The organism is Exiguobacterium sp. UBA6282, from assembly GCF_002440475.1.
Taxonomy (GTDB): domain Bacteria; phylum Bacillota; class Bacilli; order Exiguobacteriales; family Exiguobacteriaceae; genus Exiguobacterium_A.
Genome location: NZ_DJUM01000013.1, coordinates 55,581 through 75,098 on the forward strand (window position 1 = coordinate 55,581; position 19,518 = coordinate 75,098).

Consider the following 19,518-nt stretch of genomic DNA (forward strand, 5'->3'; position numbering starts at 1 on the left):
TTGGTGGACAAGAAGACGACGTCATCGGTGATGTCATGTACGCGAAACTTGACGAGTGTGTACGCATCGTTAAAGAAACTGGAATCGACACGCTTGCTCCTGCACTCGGTTCTGTTCACGGACCATACAAAGGTGAACCAAACCTCGGATTCAAAGAGATGGAAGAAATCCGTGACGCTACAAACCTCCCACTCGTTCTTCACGGTGGAACTGGAATTCCGACACACGATATCGAAAAAGCGATCTCACTCGGAACTTCAAAAATCAACGTTAACACAGAGAACCAAATCTCATTCGCGAAAGTCGTTCGTGAAGTGTTGGCTGAGAAACCAGAAGCATATGACCCACGCGTATTCATCGCACCAGGTCGTGAAGCAATCAAACAAACTGTCATCGGTAAGATGCGTGAGTTCGGTTCAAGCAACAAAGCTTAATCGACTCTTCTTTAAAGTGCGGTAGACTTCGGTCTACCGTGCTTTTTTCATATCATATGAACGTGTATTCGATGGAAAACAGTAGGACTTCTCGTGAAAAAAACCTATAATAGAGTCGTAAGCGATTTCAAGGGATGAAAGGGGAACGAGAAAGATGAGATTTTTCATTGACACAGCAAACGTAGAGGACATCAAGAAAGCACATAAAATGGGGATTTTAGATGGTGTCACGACGAATCCATCGCTCGTCGCTAAGGAGGGCGTCGATTTCCATACAAGACTTCGTGAAATCTGTGAAATCGTCGGAGATGTCTCTGTCAGCGCTGAAGTCATCGCGCTTGATGCAGAAGGAATGATTCGCGAAGGGAAGGAACTTGCCCAGATCGCACCGAACATTACGGTTAAGGTTCCAATGACTCCGGCCGGACTCGAAGCGGTCGCAGCACTTTCAAAAGAGAAGATCACGACGAACGTCACATTGATCTTCAATCCGAACCAAGCATTACTCGCAGCCCGTGCTGGTGCGACATACGTATCACCATTCCTCGGTCGTCTAGATGACATCGGTCAAGATGGAATGGGCCTCGTCGAGACGATTGCTCAAATTTTCGTCGTACATGATATTCCGACACAAATCATTGCGGCATCGGTCCGGAACCCGGTTCACGTGACGAACGCTGCTCTTGCGGGCGCAGACATCGCGACGATTCCATTCTCGGTCATCGAGTCACTCACACACCACCCACTCACGACGCAAGGAATTGAAAAGTTCCTCGCGGACTGGGAAAAAACGCAGCAATAATCGTAGCGAAGAGAAAGGTTGATGGAACGTGGACATTTTGCATATCGTAGGGCAACAACGCCTAGAAGGAACCGTATCAATCAGTGGTTCGAAGCAAAGCGCCATTCCGTGTCTTGCTGCAGCTCTACTGACGGATCAGACGGTCATTCTAGAAGGCGTGCCGGAAATTGGCGACGTCGCGACAATGATCGAGATTTTAGAGACGCTCGGCACGGTCGTGACACGTCAAGGCGATATGGTGACGATTGATCCAAGTCGGGTTGAATCGATGCCGTTAACTGGTGCGGAGACGCGCAAGTTACGCGGATCGATCTACCTTATGAGCGTTCTGGCGGCCAGATTCAAACAAGGAGTCGTCGGTCTGCCTGGGGGTTATGACATCGGACCACGACCGATTGATTTACACATCAAAGCACTGGAGCGTCTCGGTGTTTCCGTACGTAACGAGCAGGGCGTCCATTACATGCGCGTCGACCGTCTCGTCGGAAACCGAATCTATCTCGATCTTCCGTCATTCGGAGCGACGATCAGTGCTTTACTCGTCGCTGTCTTCGCTGAAGGAACGACTGTCATCGAAAACGCTGCCTATGATCCAGAAGTCATCGACGTCAGTACGATGCTGACGAACATGGGAGCAAATGTCAAAGGGGCAGGAACGGATGAGATTCGAATCAAAGGTGTCTCACGCCTGAGTGGTTGCCGGCATACCTTGATTCCAGACCGGATGGAAGCAGGAACGTTTTTGACGATGGGCGCGGCACTTGGGCGCGTCACCGTCGATAACGTCATTCCGCTCCATCTCGAGAGCGTTATCCAAAAACTCGAGCGGTATGGTGCGTTGATCGAAGTGACAGATGATTCCGTCACGGCGACATTCCAGGAGGCGAAGCCGGTCGATATTCGTGTCTTCCACTACGGTGGATTCCCAAGCGATCTACAACCTGTCATCTCGGCAGCGTTGTTGCAAGCGAAAGGAGCGAGTATCGTTGTCGATAAGTTGTACCCGCAACGTTTCCGACATGTACAGGAGTTGCGGCGCTTAAACGCCCGAATCACGCATGAAGACGCTTCGATCATCATTCGTGGTGGCGAATCCTTACTCGGTACGGAAATCGAGGCACCAGATCCACGCGGTGGCGCAGCACTTGTCTTGGCGGGACTTCTCGCTTCAGGGGAGACGACATTGCACCACGCAGAAGTGCTTGACCAGAGTTACGAACGATTTGATCAGAAGTTGAAGGAACTAGGCGCCCTCGTATGGCGTGAAACGATTTGACCGATTTGTAACAAGGGAGAGGGGACATACACATGGAGAGAAGTCTATCAATGGAACTTGTACGCGTCACGGAGGCGGCAGCACTTGCCTCTGCACGCTGGATGGGAAAAGGATTGAAGAATGAAGCGGATGATGCGGCAACAAGCGCGATGCGTGATGTCTTCGATACGATTCCGATGAAAGGAACCGTCGTCATCGGGGAAGGCGAGATGGATGAAGCACCGATGCTTTACATTGGAGAAAAGCTAGGAAATGGGTATGGACCACGACTTGACGTCGCTGTCGATCCGCTCGAAGGAACGAATATCGTCGCAAAAGGAACATGGGGCGCACTTGCTGTCCTCGCTGTTGCGGATGCGGGAGATTTACTCCATGCACCGGACATGTACATGGATAAGATTGCAGTTGGTCCAGAAGCAGCAGGACACATCAGTCTGGATGCGACGATTGAAGAAAACATCGCAGCCGTCGCAAAGGCGAAGAACAAGGAAATCGAAGACGTCGTCGTCTCGATCCTTGATCGCGAACGTCATGAAGAAATCATTCAACGGATTCGGGCAACAGGGGCACGGATTCGCTTGATTGGTGACGGTGACGTTGCTGGTGCGATCAATACGGCGTTCCCGCATACAGGGATTGATATCTTGCTCGGTTCAGGTGGCGCACCGGAAGGCGTTCTTGCTGCCGTTGCCTTGAAGTGTCTCGGTGGAGAGCTCCAAGGGCGCTTGTTACCAGCAGACGATGCCGAGATCGAACGTTGTAAGAAGATGGGCATCGAAGATCCATCGAAGATTCTCATGATGGACGATCTCGTCGCAGGAGACGACTGTATCTTTGCTGCGACAGGGGTCACGGACAGTGAGTTGATGAAAGGTGTCCAGTTCACGGCACAAGGCGGTCAGACACACTCTGTCGTCATGCGTGCGAAATCCGGAACGGTTCGCTTCGTTGAAGGCATTCACTCGTTTAAGAAAAAACCGAAGCTTGTCATTAAGTAAAAGAGACGGACTCATACGTGAGGACTTGATCGATAAAAAAGAGTTGGTGTTTCGGATAATTTCCGAAACATCAACTCTTTTTGCTATGTTTCTAGGAATCAAGACGTTCATCCTCAACTCCTAGAGGAAAAGGAAACGTGCTAACGTTTTCCGCTTCGTTAAATCGTATGGGAAGATTGCAGTGCCTCCAAATCGCTCGACATGAAATTTCGTTTTGAAGAGCATTGTCTCACGTTTGACGAGCAGGACGTGATTTCATTATCGTACAGATAAGCGAATTCACGACTAAGACCTCTTGAAGCACCTGTGATGAAGACATGCATCCTATTTCCTTCTTATGAATTGAATGAGATGAAAAAAAGCGATCGAGCCAATGCTCAACCGCTTTGAGATGATGAATTAAAGGTAAGATCCTGCGCCGACAAGGCGTGAACCCCAGTACCCTGATTTGAAGCTTGAGTATTTAACGCCACCTGTTTCTGAGTTAACCATGCTTGACTTACTTGTTGCGATCCCGACGTGTTGAATGCCGCTACCGTGTGAGAAGAAGACAAGATCTCCTGGTTGTACGCTTGAAACGCTGACTTTCTTAGAAGAAGAATATTGTGAAGAAGACGTACGTGGCAATGTTTTACCAGCCGCTTTCTTGTAAACGTAGCTTGTGAAACCAGAGCAGTCGAATCCACGAGTCGTTGTTCCGCCCCATACGTATGGTGTACCTTTATGTTTTGCTGCTTCGTTCAGGATTTTCGTCCGTTTAGAAGATGTGCTTGTTGATTTTTTAGCGCTTGAAGATGATTTGTATGTCTTTGTGTATTGTGAGAAGACATAACGTGTTTTACCGCCGTATGAGATTTTTGTCCAGCTGCCTGATTTGCCTTTGTATGTAAAGACTTGACCAGCGTTGACTTTCCCGACGATGCTTGCTTTCGTAGAAGGAGCTGTCCGAACACGAAGACCGTTGTCCGTGATCTTGACTTTCGTGACTGTTGCTGCTTCAACTTTACCTGTACCCACTGATGTAAAACCTGAAACCACTAAGGCTGCTGTCGCGATCGATGCTAGAAAACGTTTCATGTTAAGAATTCCTCCGTTTTAATGTAGTGTGTTGCGTCCGTAAGTTATATGATGAAATCATTAAGTGTGTGATTAAGCAGTGAACCTTACAACTGTGTAAGAATTTTGTCTGCAGGAATATCTTAGCATGTGCGCCCTTAAAAACGTTTTTTCAGTTAGAAGACAAAATAGATGCTTTTGTAACATAACTGAAATAATATCCTTGAATATTACAAAGTAAGAAACGCAAAGGATTGTTGACGACGAATTTAAAAAAATATGATACCTTTAGTTCACGAAAGAAATTACATACCTCCTGATGTATGTATGGAAGTATGCTGAATGCAGTTGAATTTATAAAGAATAGGTGAAAAACATGCCAACAACTGATAAAAAAGATAAACCTGAACGTTCCTATACTTTGGCTCAATTGAGCCAGCTGACATTAAAAGAATTATATGAAATCGCAAAGACGAAGAATGTCCCGCAATATCGGGAAGCCCGTAAGCGTGAGTTGATGTTCAAGATTCTAAAAGCACAGGCGGAATCAACAGGTCTTTATTTCCTCGAAGGGGTACTTGAAGTCATCCCTGGTAATCCACAAATGCAAAACGATGGTGGCTTCGGCTTCCTTCGCCCTATCAATTATTCCCAATCCTCTGAAGATATCTATATCGCCGCTTCTCAAATCCGACGCTTCAATCTACGTAATGGTGATGTCGTCACAGGTAAAGTACGCCCACCGAAGGAAAACGAACGTTTCCAAGGGTTACTTAGTGTGGAAGCCGTCAACGGCGAAGCACCGGATACAGCGCGTAACCGTTTGTTCTTCCCGGCGCTGACACCAATCTATCCGGATCGTTTAATGCGTCTTGAGACAGAGCCACGTCATTTATCGGTTCGTGTCATGGATATGATTGCACCAGTTGGGTTTGGACAACGCGGTTTGATCGTCGCACCACCAAAAGCAGGGAAAACGTCACTCCTCAAAGAAATCGCGAACTCGATTCAAGAGAATCATCCGGATGTCGAGCTGATCATTCTATTGATCGATGAGCGACCAGAGGAAGTAACTGACATCGAGCGTTCAGTTCCGGGAGCAGACGTCGTCAGTTCAACGTTCGACGAAACACCGGACAACCATGTGCGGATTTCTGAACTTGTCCTTGAACGGGCGATGCGACTTGTCGAACATAAAAAAGATGTCGTCATCTTGATGGATTCGATCACTCGTTTGACTCGTGCGTATAACTTAACAGTGCCGCAAAGCGGACGGACGCTTTCAGGGGGGATTGACCCAGCAGCGTTCCATAAGCCAAAACGGTTCTTTGGTGCGGCGCGAAACATCGAACATGGTGGCAGTTTGACGATTCTTGCGACGGCACTCGTCGAGACGGGATCCCGCATGGATGACGTCATCTATGAGGAATTCAAAGGAACAGGAAACATGGAGCTACATCTCGATCGTAAGCTGTCGGAACGCCGAATCTTCCCGGCAATCGACATTCGCAAATCAGGTACGCGGAAGGAAGAACTCTTGCTTCCGAAAGAGCAACTCGATGCGCTCTGGACGATTCGTCGGACGATGAACGAGTCGAACGAGTTCGTCGATACGTTCCTGCGTAAGATTCGCGACACGAAAAATAATGAAGAATTTTTTGCTGAACTTGAGAAAGAAAAGAAGAAGACGGTCCGACGTGCACCTGCTAAACCGCGTACTGTCAAGAAGGAAGCAACGACGGAAAAATAACTATTGCGACGCGTAAAAAAATCGTTTAGTATAGGAAGGTAACTTACTCTGGCTCAGCAAATGGACCAGGGCGGAAGGAGAGAAATCAACCATGAAACAAGGAATTCACCCTAACTACAACAAAGTAGTATTTATGGATTCAACGACTGAGTACAAATTCTTAAGCGGTTCTACTCGTTCTTCGAACGAAACGATCACTTGGGAAGATGGTAACGAGTACCCACTCATCCGTGTGGATGTGTCTTCAGACTCGCACCCATTCTACACAGGTCGTCAAAAGTTCAACGCGGCAGATGGTCGTGTCGATCGCTTCAACAAAAAATACGGCCGCAAGTAATTACTTGCCGGTTCTTAAAAAACAGCCTGCCTCCATTACGGAAGCAGGCTGTTTTTGTATAGGCTGAATTGCGAACGGTACGTAAGGTACGTCTTTAAGACGAACGAGAAAGCAATCCCGCCGACGATCCCGATCAAGTACGGCATGGCATCTGGATGTGCCAAGATGTAGTCGACGACTTTATGGAACGAGATATGACGACCAACAAAGTAGCCGGCGCCCAAGAACACACTGACCCAAATCAAAGCACCTGTATACGCGTAACTCGCAAAAATGCGAAACGGCATTTTTGAAACACCTGCAAAAAAGGCAGAGAGTTGGCGAAGACCAGGTATGTAGTAACCGATGATCAAGACCGATTTGCCGTAACGACGAAATCCGGCTTCAGCGGAGAGAATGTGTTTTTCTGAGATGCGCATCTTTGGTCCGACGCGATGCAACAGGGGCATGCCGAGTTTTAAGCCCAGCACGTAGCTAATCGTCATTCCGATGCAACTGCCAGCGTAAGCGGCAAGAATCGTACCGAACAGCGGTAGATTGCCTTGATGCATCCAAAAACCGGACAGGACGAGCAAGGTCTCATCAGGAACCGGCAATCCCACGATACCACCTGCGAGAAGGACGGAAAGACCAAGGGCGCCATATTGGTGCAGAATGTCATGTAAGAGATGATGAATCGGGGACACCTTCTTTCGCGAGAATCTTCTTCTTTAGTGTACAGGAAATGGATGAAGGTTGGAATGAAAGGACAAAAATTCTAGGTAAAGAAAAAATGAATTTTGATTTCCGGAAGTCAACCCTTTTTCTCAATACCGTTTCGAGCTATACTCGTTAAAGTGACTATTTTTAGAGGACGGTGTCGGACGATGATGCATGTAATAAATCAGTACGGCTGGATCGAAGTAATTTGTGGTAGTATGTTTTCCGGGAAATCGGAAGAGTTGATTCGTCGTGTCAGACGGGCACAGTACGGCAAACTGCCCGTTCAAGTATTCAAGCCGGCAATCGACGACCGGTACCATGAAGAGCATGTCGTCTCTCACATCGGAAATTCCGTCGTGGCGATTCCAATGGCGACGAGTCGTGATCTCTATGCAGCAGTAGCGGAAGAAACACAAATTGTCGGAATTGATGAAGTTCAATTCTTTGATGATGAGATCGTTCAAGTCATCGAAGCACTTGCGCAAGACGGAAAACGCGTCATTTGTGCAGGACTCGATCAGGATTTCCGGGCAGAGCCATTTGGCAAGATGCCGGAATTACTGGCGCGCGCAGAATTTGTGACGAAACTTCAGGCGATCTGTCTCTCATGTGGCGATCCGGCTTCCCGGACACAACGTTTGATTGATGGAAAACCAGCGAACTATGATGATCCGATCATTTTAGTCGGCGCTTCAGAATCGTATGAGCCACGGTGCCGCCACTGCCATGAAGTGCCAGGAAAGCCGAAGCCGCTCCAAACGATGCAACACCAAAAAGGATAAACAAAAAAGACGAACCGATGATGGTCGTCCTTTGATGTAACAGCTGTTCGCTTCTAAGTGAAGACGAATAGCTGTTTTTTTATTATCCCGTTTCCTGTGAGACACGGCTCGAGCGTTCGATGAAACGAATCGTCTCACGCACGATCAAATCCTGATCATGATCGAGGGTCGCGACGTGGTACGAGTTGAGGAGACAGTAGATTCGTTTATCATTCGTCCCGATATGCTGATGCAGGTAATCCGAGCTCGACGGCGGAACGACGTGATCGGTTGCCGAGTAAAGAATCAATGTCGGTAGAAGGATCGATCCAAGGCGTCCTTTCGTCTCATCCATCAAGCGGACGAGTTCGAATGCACAACGACTCGGAACGAGGTCATAGATGATTTCGAAAGCAGACCGTTTGATATCCGGTGCCCCTTCTGGTAAGTACTGTGGACCATCTTCAAACGACAATGCTTCATAAGACGGAACGGAGAGAGCGGCATTGATCGTAATGATGCCTGAAAATGGAATCCCGTCAGCGGCGAGCGATAGTGCGAGCGTCGCGCCCATCGATTGACCGATGACGAAGACTTGATCGCATGTTTCTTGTAAACGTGCATAGCCGTCTTGCAGGCTCTGCTTCCAACATCGAGCAGTCGATTGTTCGAACTCACGGACGTTCGTCCCGTGACCACGCAAACGTGGAGCATAGACAGTGAATCCTTTAGCAGCAAATGCCTCACCGACGTCCCGAACACTTTGCGGGGTCGCATTAAAACCATGACAGATTAAAATGCCGATCGGTCCACCTTGAAGATAAAATGCTTCAGCACCAGTCAATACAGGATAGTTCATCATTACTATTTTTCCTCCATTCGTGAAAAAAACTCGTCAACGTCACTGCTTGGACGCCCACGAGTTTTTCACCGTATCATCCAAAGCCGCGCTTTGCTGGTCGGAGCACCTTACAGATTGCAGGTTGCCGTGAAGTCATAGAGCCAGGTCTCTCGTTCACTCTTGATAAATATCATATTGGAATTGTCGGATTAATCATTGAAACGATGGTAGCACGACCGAAAATGCCTTGTCAAATCGTTCTGGACGAATCGTGATTTATTCTTTCAGCTAACTCATAACTTATGACTCAATCGATATGCGCCAAATGGATTATTTTTGCAAAGTTGGTTGACTTTTAAAGGTTCGACCCGTAATGTAAAAATTAGTTTTACGACATAAGCAACAACGCAACAACACACATACGAATTTCATACCGCAATACTTATCCAGAGAGGTGGAGGGACTGGCCCTACGAAACCTCGGCAACAGACTCATTATGAGCACTGTGCCAATTCCATCAGACAGATGTCTGAGAGATGAGTGGAGTGGATTCTGCCACTGTGCGGATCCAGGTCTCTTCTTGTTTCTCAAGAAGGGACCTTTTTTGTTGAATGAAGGGGGAAAACGGAATGATTGCATTTCATCAAGTCAAAAAAACGTACGTCACGAAGGATCAGACGATCGCAGCACTCGACGGTGTCGACCTGACGATCGAGAAAGGCGAAATCTTCGGTGTCATCGGCTTTAGCGGTGCCGGGAAAAGTTCATTGCTCCGCTGCGTCAACCTGTTAGAACGACCGACGTCAGGAACAGTGACGGTCGACGGGGAAGATTTAACACAACTATCACCAAAAAAATTACGCCAAGCGAAACAGCGGATCGGGATGATCTTTCAACACTTCAATCTATTGAATGCAAACACGGTCTTTACGAACGTTGCGAAACCACTCGTTCTCGCAGGTGTCAAGAAAGACGAGATTCGTCGCCGGGTGACGGAATTACTCGAATTCGTCGATCTTGCGGACAAGGCGGATCATTACCCGGATCAATTATCCGGCGGACAAAAGCAACGTGTCGGCATCGCCCGGGCACTAGCGACGCAACCATCCGTGCTCTTATGTGACGAAGCGACGTCAGCACTCGATCCTCAGACGACACATCATATTCTCCAGTTATTAAAACGCATCAATGCGGAATACGGGATCACCATTCTCTTGATCACCCATGAGATGGGCGTCATCCGGGAGATTTGTGACCGGGTCGCCGTCATCGAAGCCGGGAAGCTGATCGAGTCAGGAACAGTCTTTGATGTCTTTTCGAATCCGCAGACCGAGACAGCGAAAAACTTCGTCCGCTCCGTCATGCATGATGAAATTCCGGCATCAATTCGTCAGTTGATTGAGTCACGGAATGCGCATCCGATCTATAAGATTCATTTTCTCGGACATCACACCGGGCAACCACTCTTATCGCAAGTCGCAAAACGCTTCGACGTCGATGTCAACATCCTGCACGGTAGCATCACGGAGTTACAGGAAACACCGTTCGGTACATTACTTGTTGAACTGATCGGTGAAACAATCGAAGTAAAACGGGCCTTACAGTACATCGATCAGGCACAGGTGACCGTCGAGGAGGTGCTTGCTGATGCTAGTTAACTACAGTGATATCTGGACAGCATTTTTGCAGACGATGACGATGGTGTCAGTGTCGTTATTATTTTCGACTTTGATCGGTTTACCACTCGGCATCCTGCTCGTCGTCACCCGAAAAGGGGCATTGCTCGAGAACGTCCCGCTGTTCACATTCTTCAACAGTATCGTCAATATCTTCCGTTCAATTCCGTTCATCATCTTACTTGTTGCGATCATCCCGTTGACACGGTTGATCGTCCAGACGTCGATCGGAACAGAAGCCGCCATCGTTCCACTCGTCTTTTATGCCGCCCCGTATATGGCACGGCTGATCGAGAGTTCCTTACTTGAAGTCGACAAAGGTGTCCTTGAGGCAGCAGAAGCGATGGGGGCGACGCCATTCCAAACGATTTTCCGCTTCCTTCTGCCGGAAGCACTCGGTTCACTAATCCTTAATTTAACGATTGCAACAGTCGGCTTGATCGGGGCATCAGCGATGGCAGGTGCCATCGGTGGTGGTGGACTGGGTGACTTAGCAATTACGTACGGTTATCAACGGTTCGACACGAAAGTCATGATCATCACGGTCGGGATTCTCGTTATCTTAGTCCAAGGCTTACAGACGACAGGCAACATCGTCGCACGAAAAATCAGAAGACATTAATCAAGGGAGCGATTCAGCCATGAAAAAAGCAGTAGCGATTGGAGCAACATTAACGACGATTTTATTTGCCGGGTGCTCAGCATCAGGAGAAGAAGAAAAGACGATCAAGCTCGGGGTCAGTGGTTCAGACACTCAAGTGTGGGATTACGTCGCGAAAAAAGCGGAAAAGGAGGGCATCAAAATCGAGCTCGTCAAGTTCTCCGATTATGTCCAGCCGAACATGGCACTGGCTGAGGGTGAGATCGACGCCAATGCCTTCCAGACGATTTCCTACTTCAACGCCTTCAAGAAGGAACATAAGTTGAAGCTGTCGCCGATTGCGACGACCGTCATTGCACCGATGGGCATTTACTCAGATAAATATAAGGACGTCAAAGATATTCCAGTCGGTGGCAAAATCGCTGTTCCGAACGAAGCGACGAACATGGGACGTGCCTTCTTGTTACTACAAGAAGCAGGTTTGATCAAATTACCGGACGACTTTGACGGCAATGGATCGGTCGATAAGATCGTTGAAAATCCGAAGAAACTGAAAATCGTTCCGATCGTCGCTGGACAAACGCCACGCGTCTTACCGGACGTCGCTGCATCGATCATCAATAACGGTATTGCTGTTGACGCAGGACTAAATCCGATCAAGGACTCGATCGTCCATGAGAACGAGACAGCAAAACCATACATCAATATCATCGCGACACGGACGGAAGACAAGAACAAAAAAGAACTGAAAAAGATCGCGTCGCTTTACCAACAAAAAGATGTCGCGGCTTTCATCAAAAAAGAATATAAAGGTAGCTCGATCCCGACGTTCGTTCCACTAAGCGACATCGGCGAATAAATTCTAAAGGAGAGTGGATAGCATGACGACGCCAGTACGCACGACATGGGTAGAGACGATTGAACAGGACATCGAACAAAAACGGGAATCGTATCTTGAGACGAGCCACCGGATTCATGCGACGCCGGAAATCGGTAACGAGGAATTCTTTGCTTCGCGGCTACATGCAGAGCGTTTGACGGCAGAAGGCTTTACAGTAGAACTCGGCGTCGCAGGGCACGAGACCGCGTTCTTCGCGAAGAAGTCAAGCGACCGACCTGGCGCGACAATTGCCTTTCTCGCTGAGTACGATGCGTTGCCGGGCATCGGACACGCATGCGGTCATAATATCATCGGAACGACGAGTGTCGCAGCGGCGATCGCGGTCAGCAAAGTGCTTGATGAAGTCGGTGGGAGTGTCGTCGTGCTTGGAACGCCAGCCGAAGAAGGTGGGCCGAACGGAAGTGCGAAAGGCAGTTTCGTCAAACACCAGTTGCTTGAAGGAATCGATGCGGCCTTGATGGTCCATCCGTCCGGACAAACGCGGATCACGGGATCCTCGCTTGCGGTTGATCCGCTCGATTTTGCCTTTACGGGTCGTCCCGCGCACGCAGCGGCGACACCGGAAGAAGGCATCAACGCTCTCGACGCTGTCATTCAGCTCTTCAATGGGATCAACGCCTTACGTCAGCAGTTACCGGACGATGTCCGGATCCACGGGATCATCACGCATGGTGGCGATGCGCCGAACATCATTCCGGAATACGCAAAAGCACGTTTCTTCATTCGGGCGACGACACGGGAACGGCTGAATGCCGTCACGGAGAAAGTCAAAGCGGTCGCGCAAGGTGCGGCACTTGCGATCGGGGCGACGCTTGACGTCATCGCTTTCCAAAATGAAGTCGACAATCTTGTCTTCAACCGGACGTTTGATCGTCTCTTCCAAGAAGAAGCAGAGGCGCTTGGGCAAATCGTGCACCTCGACGAACGACCGGGTCTTGGATCGACGGACGCGGGTAACATCAGTCAAGTCATCCCGACAATCCATCCGTATATCAAGATTGGTCCGGACGATCTCGTCGCCCATACAGAAGCATTCAAAGAAGCAGCCCGTTCGGAAGCAGGGGATGAAGCGTTGATCGCAGGCGCTAAAATCCTCGCACGGACAGCACTTCGCGTCCTCGCTGATGAACGGACACGCGGAGCGATTGCCCAAGAATTCCACGACCGGAAGAACGGTTATTTGTAACCGGAACACAATGACTGGACGCACTGATATCAGGTGCTCCAGTCATTTTTAGTATCCAGTAGATCACGAATTGGGGAGGGGTAACAGAAGTGGAGCGAAATCATAAAAGAGCCAATACCGAAACATTTGCGCTTTGTTTTCTTGAAAAAGATATGCTAGGCTAAAGTTGTATAACTCAATAATCCAGTTCTTCGGGGTAGGGTGAAAATCCCAACCGGCGGTGATGCGATCGATCGATCGACGAGCCCGCGACCCGTGATGTACGCATCATGGCTGACTTGGTGAGATTCCAGGGCCGACGGTAAAGTCCGGATGGGAGAAGAACGAAACGACGCGATTCAAGCTGTTTTCTGAAAAAATGTTTTCAGGAGATGGTCTCTTTCTGCATGCGAAAAAGCAGAAGGCGAACCGTGTATTTCGTGAACCCTTCTATACAGACGCCCCTTTTTCAAGGGGCGTCTTTTTTATTTGAAAGGAGCGAACGCGATGTCACAGATGATGAGTTATGCCATGCAATTAGCACATATGTTAAACGGACAAACAAGTCCGAATCCAAGTGTCGGCTGTGTCATCGTCAAACAAGGACGCATCATCGGTTTTGGTGCGCACCGGTTTGCCGGTGGTCCGCACGCGGAAGTCGAAGCCTTGCGAATGGCAGGAGAGGCCGCCCGTGGTGCTGATCTCTACGTGACGCTTGAGCCATGCAACCATAATGGTAAGACACCACCATGTACGGAAGCGATTCTACAAGCCGGGATCAAACGGGTTTTCGTCGCAACGGAAGACAAACATGCGATTGTCGCTGGTTCAGGGATCAAACGGCTTCAAGACGCGGGAATCGAAGTCGAAGTCGGCTTGTTACGGCATGAAGCGGAAGTCCTCTACGAGACATTTTGGAAAACGATCGAACGGAAACGTCCGACCGTGACCGTCAAAATCGCTCAGACGATGAACGGGATCGCGGCAACGGGGGAACAGCGCTGGATCACGTCAGAAGAAGCACGCGCGAATGGTCGCGCCCTGCGTGGTCGCCATGATGCGATCCTCGTCGGAAGTGAAACGGTGCTCGTCGATGATCCAGCACTGACTTTACGCGCAGTGTCAGGTATCGAGCCGATTCGAGTAATCGTCGATCGCCGTGGTCGGGTGCCAGAGACCGCGCAAGTCTTTTGCGATGGAAAAAATCCAACGTACTGGCTGACGAGTGTTCCTCGGATAAGTCATGATCAAGTGACGGTGCTCGTCGGTGAATATGAGACGCCGGAAGCGATTCTTAAACGCTTATACGAACAAGACATCCGCAGCGTTTTGATTGAAGGTGGACCGACGATTCAAGCCACATTCTTTGAAGCAGATCTCGTCGACCAGATTGAAGTCTACCAAGCCCCGTCGATTTTTGAAGGGACTGCCTGGAACGGACGACATGATATCGAAGAACGTTTTCAAATCGATCAGATTGAAACGGTCGGACCGGATCTCCATCTGACGTACATCCGAAAGGAGGAGACGATATGTTCACCGGATTGATTGAGGAAGTCGGGACCTTAAAACGAAAGATTCCGCGACCGAATGGATTAGCACTTGAAATTGAAGCGCACCGGGTGCTCGAAGGAACGAAGATTGGTGACAGCATCGCCGTCGACGGGATTTGTTTGACGGTCACGTCAATGAGCCCAACCGGTTTTACGGCGGATGCTGTCCATGACACGATTCGTTCGACAGCACTCGGCACGTACCGGGTCGGAAACCCGTTGCAACTCGAACGGGCGATGCCGGCAGACGGTCGGTTCGGTGGACATTTCGTCAGTGGGCACATCGACGGGACGGCACGACTAATCAGTCGGCGACCGGACGGAGAAGCGATGGTGTATACGTTTGATGTCGGATCGTGGCAAAAGTATTGCATTCCAAAAGGATCAATCGCGATCAACGGCACGAGCCTGACCTTGCAACGCGTCACGCCGGAAACGATCTCGATTTCATTGATTCCGCATTCCCGTCAAGTGACGACGTTTGATCGATTGGCAAGCGGCGCAGTCGTCAATATCGAGTGTGACATGATGGCAAAACATCTCTATCATTTCACGCAACATGAGAAACAGACGGACTGGGTAGCATTCTTAGGAGGCGACATGTAATGAACGGATTCGACTTGATTGAAGACGCGATAGAAGATTTGAAGAACGGACGACCGATCATCGTCTGTGATGACGAGGATCGTGAGAATGAGGGCGATCTCGTCATGCTCGCAGAACACGCGACACCAGAAAACATCAACTTCATGATTACGTATGGAAAAGGACTCGTCTGTGTTCCGGTTAGTCCATATGTGGCAGAGCGATTACATCTCTCGCCGATGACGGACAATAATACGGACCCGCACGGTACGGCATTCACGCTCAGCATTGATCATGAAGAAGCGAAGACCGGCATCAGTGCCGAAGAGCGTTCGCTGACGATCCAGCGGATGCTGACGGATGGACCGGAGCGCTTCAAACGACCGGGTCACATCTTCCCGTTGATCGCAAAAGAGGGCGGTGTTCGGGAACGACGCGGACATACGGAAGCAGGTGTTGACCTTGCCCGTCTTGCCGGTAGCGATGAGATTGCCGTCATTTGTGAAATCATCAAGGAAGATGGCACGATGGCACGGGTGGATGATTTGCTTCTCTATAAGGAAGAACACGACTTAAAACTGATCACGATCGAGGCACTCGTCGCGTATCTCGAGCGTCCATTGACGCGGGAAGCGGAAGTGTTGCTTCCGACGACATTCGGAGCTTTCCGGATGGTCGGCTATACGACGCAAGATAAGAAAGAACATGTCGCCGTCTTATCCGGTGAAGCGCACGATGGGATGCTCGTCCGTCTGCACTCGGAATGTCTGACAGGGGATGTCTTCGGTTCGAAACGTTGCGATTGTGGTCCACAACTCGATTCTGCACTTGAGCGAATCGAACGAGAAGGTGGAGCCGTCTTGTATCTACGTCAGGAAGGACGCGGCATCGGTCTGATGGCGAAGTTGAAAGCGTACGAGTTGCAGGAACAAGGACTCGATACAGTCGAAGCGAACCATGCACTCGGTTATCCGACAGACATGCGTGATTATACGGTCGCGGCCAACATGTTGCGTGATCTTGGCGTGACGAAGATTCGCTTGATGACGAACAATCCAGACAAACAACGGGTGCTCGAGCAAGAGGGGATTGAAGTCATCGAACGTGTTCCCCATCAAGTACCCGTTGAACCGGAAAATCAGCGTTATCTGAAAACAAAACAAACGAAACTCGGGCACTGGCTCGATATCCAAGGAGGACACACATCATGATTTACGAAGGTTTCTTAACAGGAGAAGGACTACGCGTCGCAATCGTCGCAGCACGTTTTAATGAATTGATCACATCAAAACTCGTCGGAGGAGCAAACGACGCGTTCCGTCGTCACGGTGTTGCGGCGGATGCTGTGGATACAGCATGGGTTCCTGGAGCATTTGAAATTCCACTCGTTGCGGAAAAGTTAGCGAAAAGCGGTAAGTATGATGCGGTCATCACACTGGGTGCCGTCATCCGCGGAGCAACATCACACTATGACTATGTCTGTAACGAGGTCGCGAAAGGTGTCGCGAGTGCGTCGCGTGATACAGGCGTACCTATCATCTTCGGTGTCCTGACGACGGATTCGATCGAGCAAGCGGTCGAACGTGCCGGTACGAAAGCTGGAAATAAAGGCTACGAAGCTGCCGTTTCCGCGATTGAGATGGCGAATCTTTTACGCACGATCTAACGAAATAAGGATAGGGTGACGGAAGTTTCCGTCATCCTATTTTTTTTGTGGACATTTTGCAGGTGATAAATCAAATTTCAAAAAAAGAATAGTAGATTTGAAATATGAGGATTTGTTTTGAAGAAGAACGGTAATGAGGTAATAAAGAAACTTTGAAACATTTTCCAATGTTTTTCGTAAATCAGGGTAACGCGTATAAAGGAGGAAATGAATATGAAGAAAACAAGGTGGGTAGCAGCTGGGATCGTCGCAGCATCGATTGGACTAGCTGGATGTCAAGATGGGCAGACAGATTCGGGTAGTGGCAGTGGGTCTGGTTCGACGAAGTCGGGGGAACTCTCGAATACGGAATTACTGAATAAAGCGACAGCCGCTCAAAAAGATATTAAATCGTTCCACATGGAGGGGACAGTCAATTCAAAAGCAGGTGAGATGGCAGTAGATCAGAAGGTATCAGCCGATATCATCCAGAAGCCGCTTACGATGCATCAGACGATGACGATGAAAAATCCACAGGACGGTAAGGACATGTCGATCGAGAGCTATATCGTCGACGATAAGATGTATCTATCGCAAAACGGACAATGGCTCGTTCAAGATGTCTCGGAGCTAGGTGATATGGTTGAGGCGATGGAGTCATCGGCATCGACGGATCAAAATCTCAAGCTACTGAAAAAGTACAAAGACAACTGGACCGCCAAAAAAGAGGGTGACGTTTATCAAATCGACGTCAAACTAAAAGGGGACGACCTTAAAGCATTCATGAAGGATTCGCTCGAGCAGACAGGACAGATGGCACAGATGAAAGATGCGATGGACAGCATCGATTACAAGAAAATGAATTACACGATGACGTATGATGCGAAAACATTCTATCCGAAATCACTCGATATGGACATGGTGTTTGCGATTGAAAAAGATACCGAGTTCAATATGAAGAACGAGTCGACGTTCTCAAAATTCAATGAGATCAGCGAAATCAAATTACCTGCGGAAGCAAAAGATGCACAACCGCTCACAGGTGCAGCACAATAAACATCGAAGTCCCCTCTCTTCCATGAAGATGAGGGGACTATTTTGAGACTTGGAACTGACGAAGAACTTCTTTTAGTGCTTCCGTCTGTTTTTGACTGACGGAAATCTGTTCGTGCATATCGCGGAATGCTTGAGCGTCATCCTAGTATTGAATCGAGATAGCTTCGAATAAATCATTGTCATTGACGACTTTCGTATCGATGAAGGACAGCACCCCACCGGACGCGGCATTCAAATGTTCGATCGTCTTGAGTGGCAAGTTCGTAGGTTTTGCCTGCAGTTGGCGAATAGGACCGAAGATCGATTATAAAATCAAGATAATAAAGATTCCACTGAACACTCCAATGACAACGATCGTAGTGAACAGGAGGATGTGTGCTGTGTTAACGGTATCCGTGATCGTTGCTCCGTTATTCTTAGCCTATTGATTATTAAATTTCACGATTTCGTCAGTTGTTCCGAGACGGTGAAGTATGAATCACGACTATCTCCTTCATATTATTGAAATGAATAGGTATCAAAATAGTTTCATAAAAAAATAGTTTGACAATTATCAGTAAATTCTGAAAAAATGGTAAAGAACTACATATTTCATAAAGGGAGGTAACACGAATGGGAAATTCATTTAGTGACTGGATCAGTACGGTGTCCAATCTTGTTTGGGGACCACCGTTACTTATTCTGTTGGTCGGTACGGGGATTTACTTGACGATTCGCTTAGGATTCATTCAAATTACCAAACTACCGTATGCGCTGAAGCTCGCGTTTTCAAAGCATCAGGACGATAAGTCGGAAGGCGACATCAGTCACTTTCAAGCATTGATGACGGCACTGGCTGCGACCGTCGGTACGGGGAATATCGTTGGTGTCGCAACCGCCGTCGTCCTCGGCGGACCGGGTGCGATCGTTTGGATGTGGTTGTCCGGTCTATTCGGGATGGCGACGAAGTATGCGGAAGCAATCCTTGCCGTCAAGTACCGTGTCGTTGATGAAAATGGACAGATGGCAGGGGGGCCAATGTATTATCTCGAGCGTGGGCTGAAGCAGAAATGGCTGGGTGTCTTGTTTGCCGCATTCGCTTCAATCGCTGCGTTCGGGATCGGGAACGGGGTCCAGACGAATTCGGTCGCCCTCGCGATGAAATCAACGTTCGATGTGCCACTTTACGTGACGGGGATCGTATTGATGGTACTGACAGGCGTCGTCATTCTTGGTGGGGTCAAATCAATCGGAAAAGTTGTCAGTTTGTTTGTTCCGTTTATGATTTTCTTCTATGTTGGAAGTGGATTACTGATTCTCGTCATGAACTATGACTTGATTCCAGGTGCGATTTCGACGATCTTCAGCAGCACGTTCTCAAGCGAAGCAATTACGGGTGG

General features: G+C 48.8%; 20 protein-coding genes and 3 riboswitches. Of the genes, 17 read left to right on the forward strand and 3 right to left on the reverse strand.

Translation table 11 applies throughout. From position 1 onward, the window contains the following. The 4 genes from B2751_RS03370 to glpX all read left to right on the forward strand — a co-directional run. On the forward strand, positions 1-434 hold a 434-nt coding region (locus tag B2751_RS03370; protein ID WP_290772806.1), incomplete at its 5' end, for a class II fructose-bisphosphate aldolase. A 154-nt stretch (positions 435-588) separates the two neighbouring features. After that, positions 589-1,236, forward strand: coding sequence for a fructose-6-phosphate aldolase (fsa, locus tag B2751_RS03375; RefSeq protein ID WP_023469552.1), 648 nt, complete (start codon positions 589-591; stop codon positions 1,234-1,236). A 28-nt stretch (positions 1,237-1,264) separates the two neighbouring features. Next, positions 1,265-2,512 carry a UDP-N-acetylglucosamine 1-carboxyvinyltransferase gene (gene murA / locus B2751_RS03380; protein ID WP_290772808.1) on the forward strand — a complete coding sequence of 416 codons (1,248 nt, stop codon included), beginning with the start codon at positions 1,265-1,267 and terminating at the stop codon, positions 2,510-2,512. Between the two features lie 32 nt (positions 2,513-2,544). Further along, entirely contained in the window at positions 2,545-3,510 is a 966-nt protein-coding gene (gene glpX / locus B2751_RS03385; protein WP_035410722.1) for a class II fructose-bisphosphatase, read from the forward strand. Positions 3,511-3,909: 399 nt separating this feature from the next. Here the strand turns inward: glpX and B2751_RS03390 are convergent, their stop codons facing one another. Further along, positions 3,910-4,587, reverse strand: a complete 678-nt coding sequence (locus tag B2751_RS03390) for a C40 family peptidase (protein WP_035410719.1) — start codon at positions 4,585-4,587, stop codon at positions 3,910-3,912. A gap of 355 nt (positions 4,588-4,942) precedes the next feature. Between B2751_RS03390 and rho the strand changes: the two genes are divergently transcribed. Further along, positions 4,943-6,316, forward strand: a complete 1,374-nt coding sequence (gene rho / locus B2751_RS03395) for a transcription termination factor Rho (RefSeq protein ID WP_056064138.1) — start codon at positions 4,943-4,945, stop codon at positions 6,314-6,316. Between the two features lie 91 nt (positions 6,317-6,407). Beyond that, positions 6,408-6,653: a type B 50S ribosomal protein L31 gene (locus B2751_RS03400; protein ID WP_023469546.1), complete on the forward strand. Its 246-nt coding sequence runs from the start codon at positions 6,408-6,410 to the stop codon at positions 6,651-6,653. A 35-nt stretch (positions 6,654-6,688) separates the two neighbouring features. Here the strand turns inward: B2751_RS03400 and B2751_RS03405 are convergent, their stop codons facing one another. Then, positions 6,689-7,339, reverse strand: a complete 651-nt coding sequence (locus tag B2751_RS03405) for a DedA family protein (RefSeq protein ID WP_052019115.1) — start codon at positions 7,337-7,339, stop codon at positions 6,689-6,691. A 183-nt stretch (positions 7,340-7,522) separates the two neighbouring features. Here B2751_RS03405 and B2751_RS03410 point away from each other — a divergent pair, with 183 nt between their 5' ends. Then, positions 7,523-8,137 (forward strand): thymidine kinase, encoded by a 615-nt coding sequence (locus B2751_RS03410; protein WP_035410895.1) that lies wholly within the window; start codon positions 7,523-7,525, stop codon positions 8,135-8,137. An 82-nt stretch (positions 8,138-8,219) separates the two neighbouring features. On the opposite strand, the gene B2751_RS03415 is transcribed toward B2751_RS03410, so the two are convergent. Further along, positions 8,220-8,978, reverse strand: a complete 759-nt coding sequence (locus B2751_RS03415; RefSeq protein ID WP_290772810.1) for an alpha/beta hydrolase — start codon at positions 8,976-8,978, stop codon at positions 8,220-8,222. 67 nt (positions 8,979-9,045) lie between these two features. After that, positions 9,046-9,147: riboswitch (SAM riboswitch) on the reverse strand. Positions 9,148-9,396: 249 nt separating this feature from the next. Next, positions 9,397-9,500, forward strand: a riboswitch (SAM riboswitch). A gap of 86 nt (positions 9,501-9,586) precedes the next feature. Here B2751_RS03415 and B2751_RS03420 point away from each other — a divergent pair. The 10 genes from B2751_RS03420 to B2751_RS03465 all read left to right on the forward strand — a co-directional run. Then, a complete protein-coding gene (locus tag B2751_RS03420; protein ID WP_035410710.1) occupies positions 9,587-10,615 on the forward strand; it encodes a methionine ABC transporter ATP-binding protein in 1,029 nt (342 codons plus the stop codon). Then, positions 10,605-11,255 (forward strand): methionine ABC transporter permease, encoded by a 651-nt coding sequence (locus tag B2751_RS03425; protein WP_023469541.1) that lies wholly within the window; start codon positions 10,605-10,607, stop codon positions 11,253-11,255. The genes B2751_RS03420 and B2751_RS03425 overlap by 11 nt, the downstream gene beginning before the upstream one ends. A gap of 19 nt (positions 11,256-11,274) precedes the next feature. Continuing rightward, positions 11,275-12,093, forward strand: coding sequence for a MetQ/NlpA family ABC transporter substrate-binding protein (locus B2751_RS03430; protein WP_035410708.1), 819 nt, complete (start codon positions 11,275-11,277; stop codon positions 12,091-12,093). A gap of 22 nt (positions 12,094-12,115) precedes the next feature. Then, positions 12,116-13,321: a M20 family metallopeptidase gene (locus tag B2751_RS03435; RefSeq protein ID WP_290772812.1), complete on the forward strand. Its 1,206-nt coding sequence runs from the start codon at positions 12,116-12,118 to the stop codon at positions 13,319-13,321. A 183-nt stretch (positions 13,322-13,504) separates the two neighbouring features. After that, a riboswitch (FMN riboswitch) is annotated at positions 13,505-13,649 on the forward strand. Positions 13,650-13,807: 158 nt separating this feature from the next. Next, a complete protein-coding gene (ribD, locus tag B2751_RS03440; RefSeq protein WP_290772815.1) occupies positions 13,808-14,848 on the forward strand; it encodes a bifunctional diaminohydroxyphosphoribosylaminopyrimidine deaminase/5-amino-6-(5-phosphoribosylamino)uracil reductase RibD in 1,041 nt (346 codons plus the stop codon). Beyond that, entirely contained in the window at positions 14,833-15,459 is a 627-nt protein-coding gene (gene ribE / locus B2751_RS03445; protein ID WP_290772818.1) for a riboflavin synthase, read from the forward strand. The genes ribD and ribE (B2751_RS03445) overlap by 16 nt, the downstream gene beginning before the upstream one ends. Then, positions 15,459-16,649, forward strand: a complete 1,191-nt coding sequence (ribA, locus tag B2751_RS03450; protein WP_290772821.1) for a GTP cyclohydrolase II — start codon at positions 15,459-15,461, stop codon at positions 16,647-16,649. Before ribE (B2751_RS03445) ends, ribA begins: the two co-directional genes overlap by 1 nt. After that, positions 16,646-17,104, forward strand: coding sequence for a 6,7-dimethyl-8-ribityllumazine synthase (gene ribE, locus B2751_RS03455; protein ID WP_035395821.1), 459 nt, complete (start codon positions 16,646-16,648; stop codon positions 17,102-17,104). The genes ribA and ribE (B2751_RS03455) overlap by 4 nt, the downstream gene beginning before the upstream one ends. Positions 17,105-17,317: 213 nt before the next feature. Next, positions 17,318-18,139, forward strand: coding sequence for a DUF6612 family protein (locus B2751_RS03460; protein WP_035410693.1), 822 nt, complete (start codon positions 17,318-17,320; stop codon positions 18,137-18,139). Positions 18,140-18,751: 612 nt separating this feature from the next. Next, positions 18,752-19,518, forward strand: a 767-nt coding sequence (locus tag B2751_RS03465) for an alanine/glycine:cation symporter family protein (RefSeq protein WP_290772934.1), incomplete at its 3' end; no start/stop codon positions are given.

What these genes read in the sequence shown, in the direction of transcription:
- glpX (WP_035410722.1), top strand. Translation starts at nt 2,545, where the DNA reads ATGGAGAGAAGTCTATCAATGGAACTTGTACGCGTCACGGAGGCGGCA.
- B2751_RS03390 (WP_035410719.1), bottom strand. Translation starts at nt 4,587, where the DNA reads ATGAAACGTTTTCTAGCATCGATCGCGACAGCAGCCTTAGTGGTTTCA.
- fsa (WP_023469552.1), top strand. Translation starts at nt 589, where the DNA reads ATGAGATTTTTCATTGACACAGCAAACGTAGAGGACATCAAGAAAGCA.
- ribD (WP_290772815.1), top strand. Translation starts at nt 13,808, where the DNA reads ATGTCACAGATGATGAGTTATGCCATGCAATTAGCACATATGTTAAAC.
- ribE (WP_035395821.1), top strand. Translation starts at nt 16,646, where the DNA reads ATGATTTACGAAGGTTTCTTAACAGGAGAAGGACTACGCGTCGCAATC.
- B2751_RS03460 (WP_035410693.1), top strand. Translation starts at nt 17,318, where the DNA reads ATGAAGAAAACAAGGTGGGTAGCAGCTGGGATCGTCGCAGCATCGATT.
- B2751_RS03410 (WP_035410895.1), top strand. Translation starts at nt 7,523, where the DNA reads ATGCATGTAATAAATCAGTACGGCTGGATCGAAGTAATTTGTGGTAGT.
- B2751_RS03425 (WP_023469541.1), top strand. Translation starts at nt 10,605, where the DNA reads ATGCTAGTTAACTACAGTGATATCTGGACAGCATTTTTGCAGACGATG.
- B2751_RS03420 (WP_035410710.1), top strand. Translation starts at nt 9,587, where the DNA reads ATGATTGCATTTCATCAAGTCAAAAAAACGTACGTCACGAAGGATCAG.
- B2751_RS03400 (WP_023469546.1), top strand. Translation starts at nt 6,408, where the DNA reads ATGAAACAAGGAATTCACCCTAACTACAACAAAGTAGTATTTATGGAT.
- B2751_RS03415 (WP_290772810.1), bottom strand. Translation starts at nt 8,978, where the DNA reads ATGATGAACTATCCTGTATTGACTGGTGCTGAAGCATTTTATCTTCAA.
- ribA (WP_290772821.1), top strand. Translation starts at nt 15,459, where the DNA reads ATGAACGGATTCGACTTGATTGAAGACGCGATAGAAGATTTGAAGAAC.
- B2751_RS03430 (WP_035410708.1), top strand. Translation starts at nt 11,275, where the DNA reads ATGAAAAAAGCAGTAGCGATTGGAGCAACATTAACGACGATTTTATTT.
- rho (WP_056064138.1), top strand. Translation starts at nt 4,943, where the DNA reads ATGCCAACAACTGATAAAAAAGATAAACCTGAACGTTCCTATACTTTG.
- ribE (WP_290772818.1), top strand. Translation starts at nt 14,833, where the DNA reads ATGTTCACCGGATTGATTGAGGAAGTCGGGACCTTAAAACGAAAGATT.
- B2751_RS03435 (WP_290772812.1), top strand. Translation starts at nt 12,116, where the DNA reads ATGACGACGCCAGTACGCACGACATGGGTAGAGACGATTGAACAGGAC.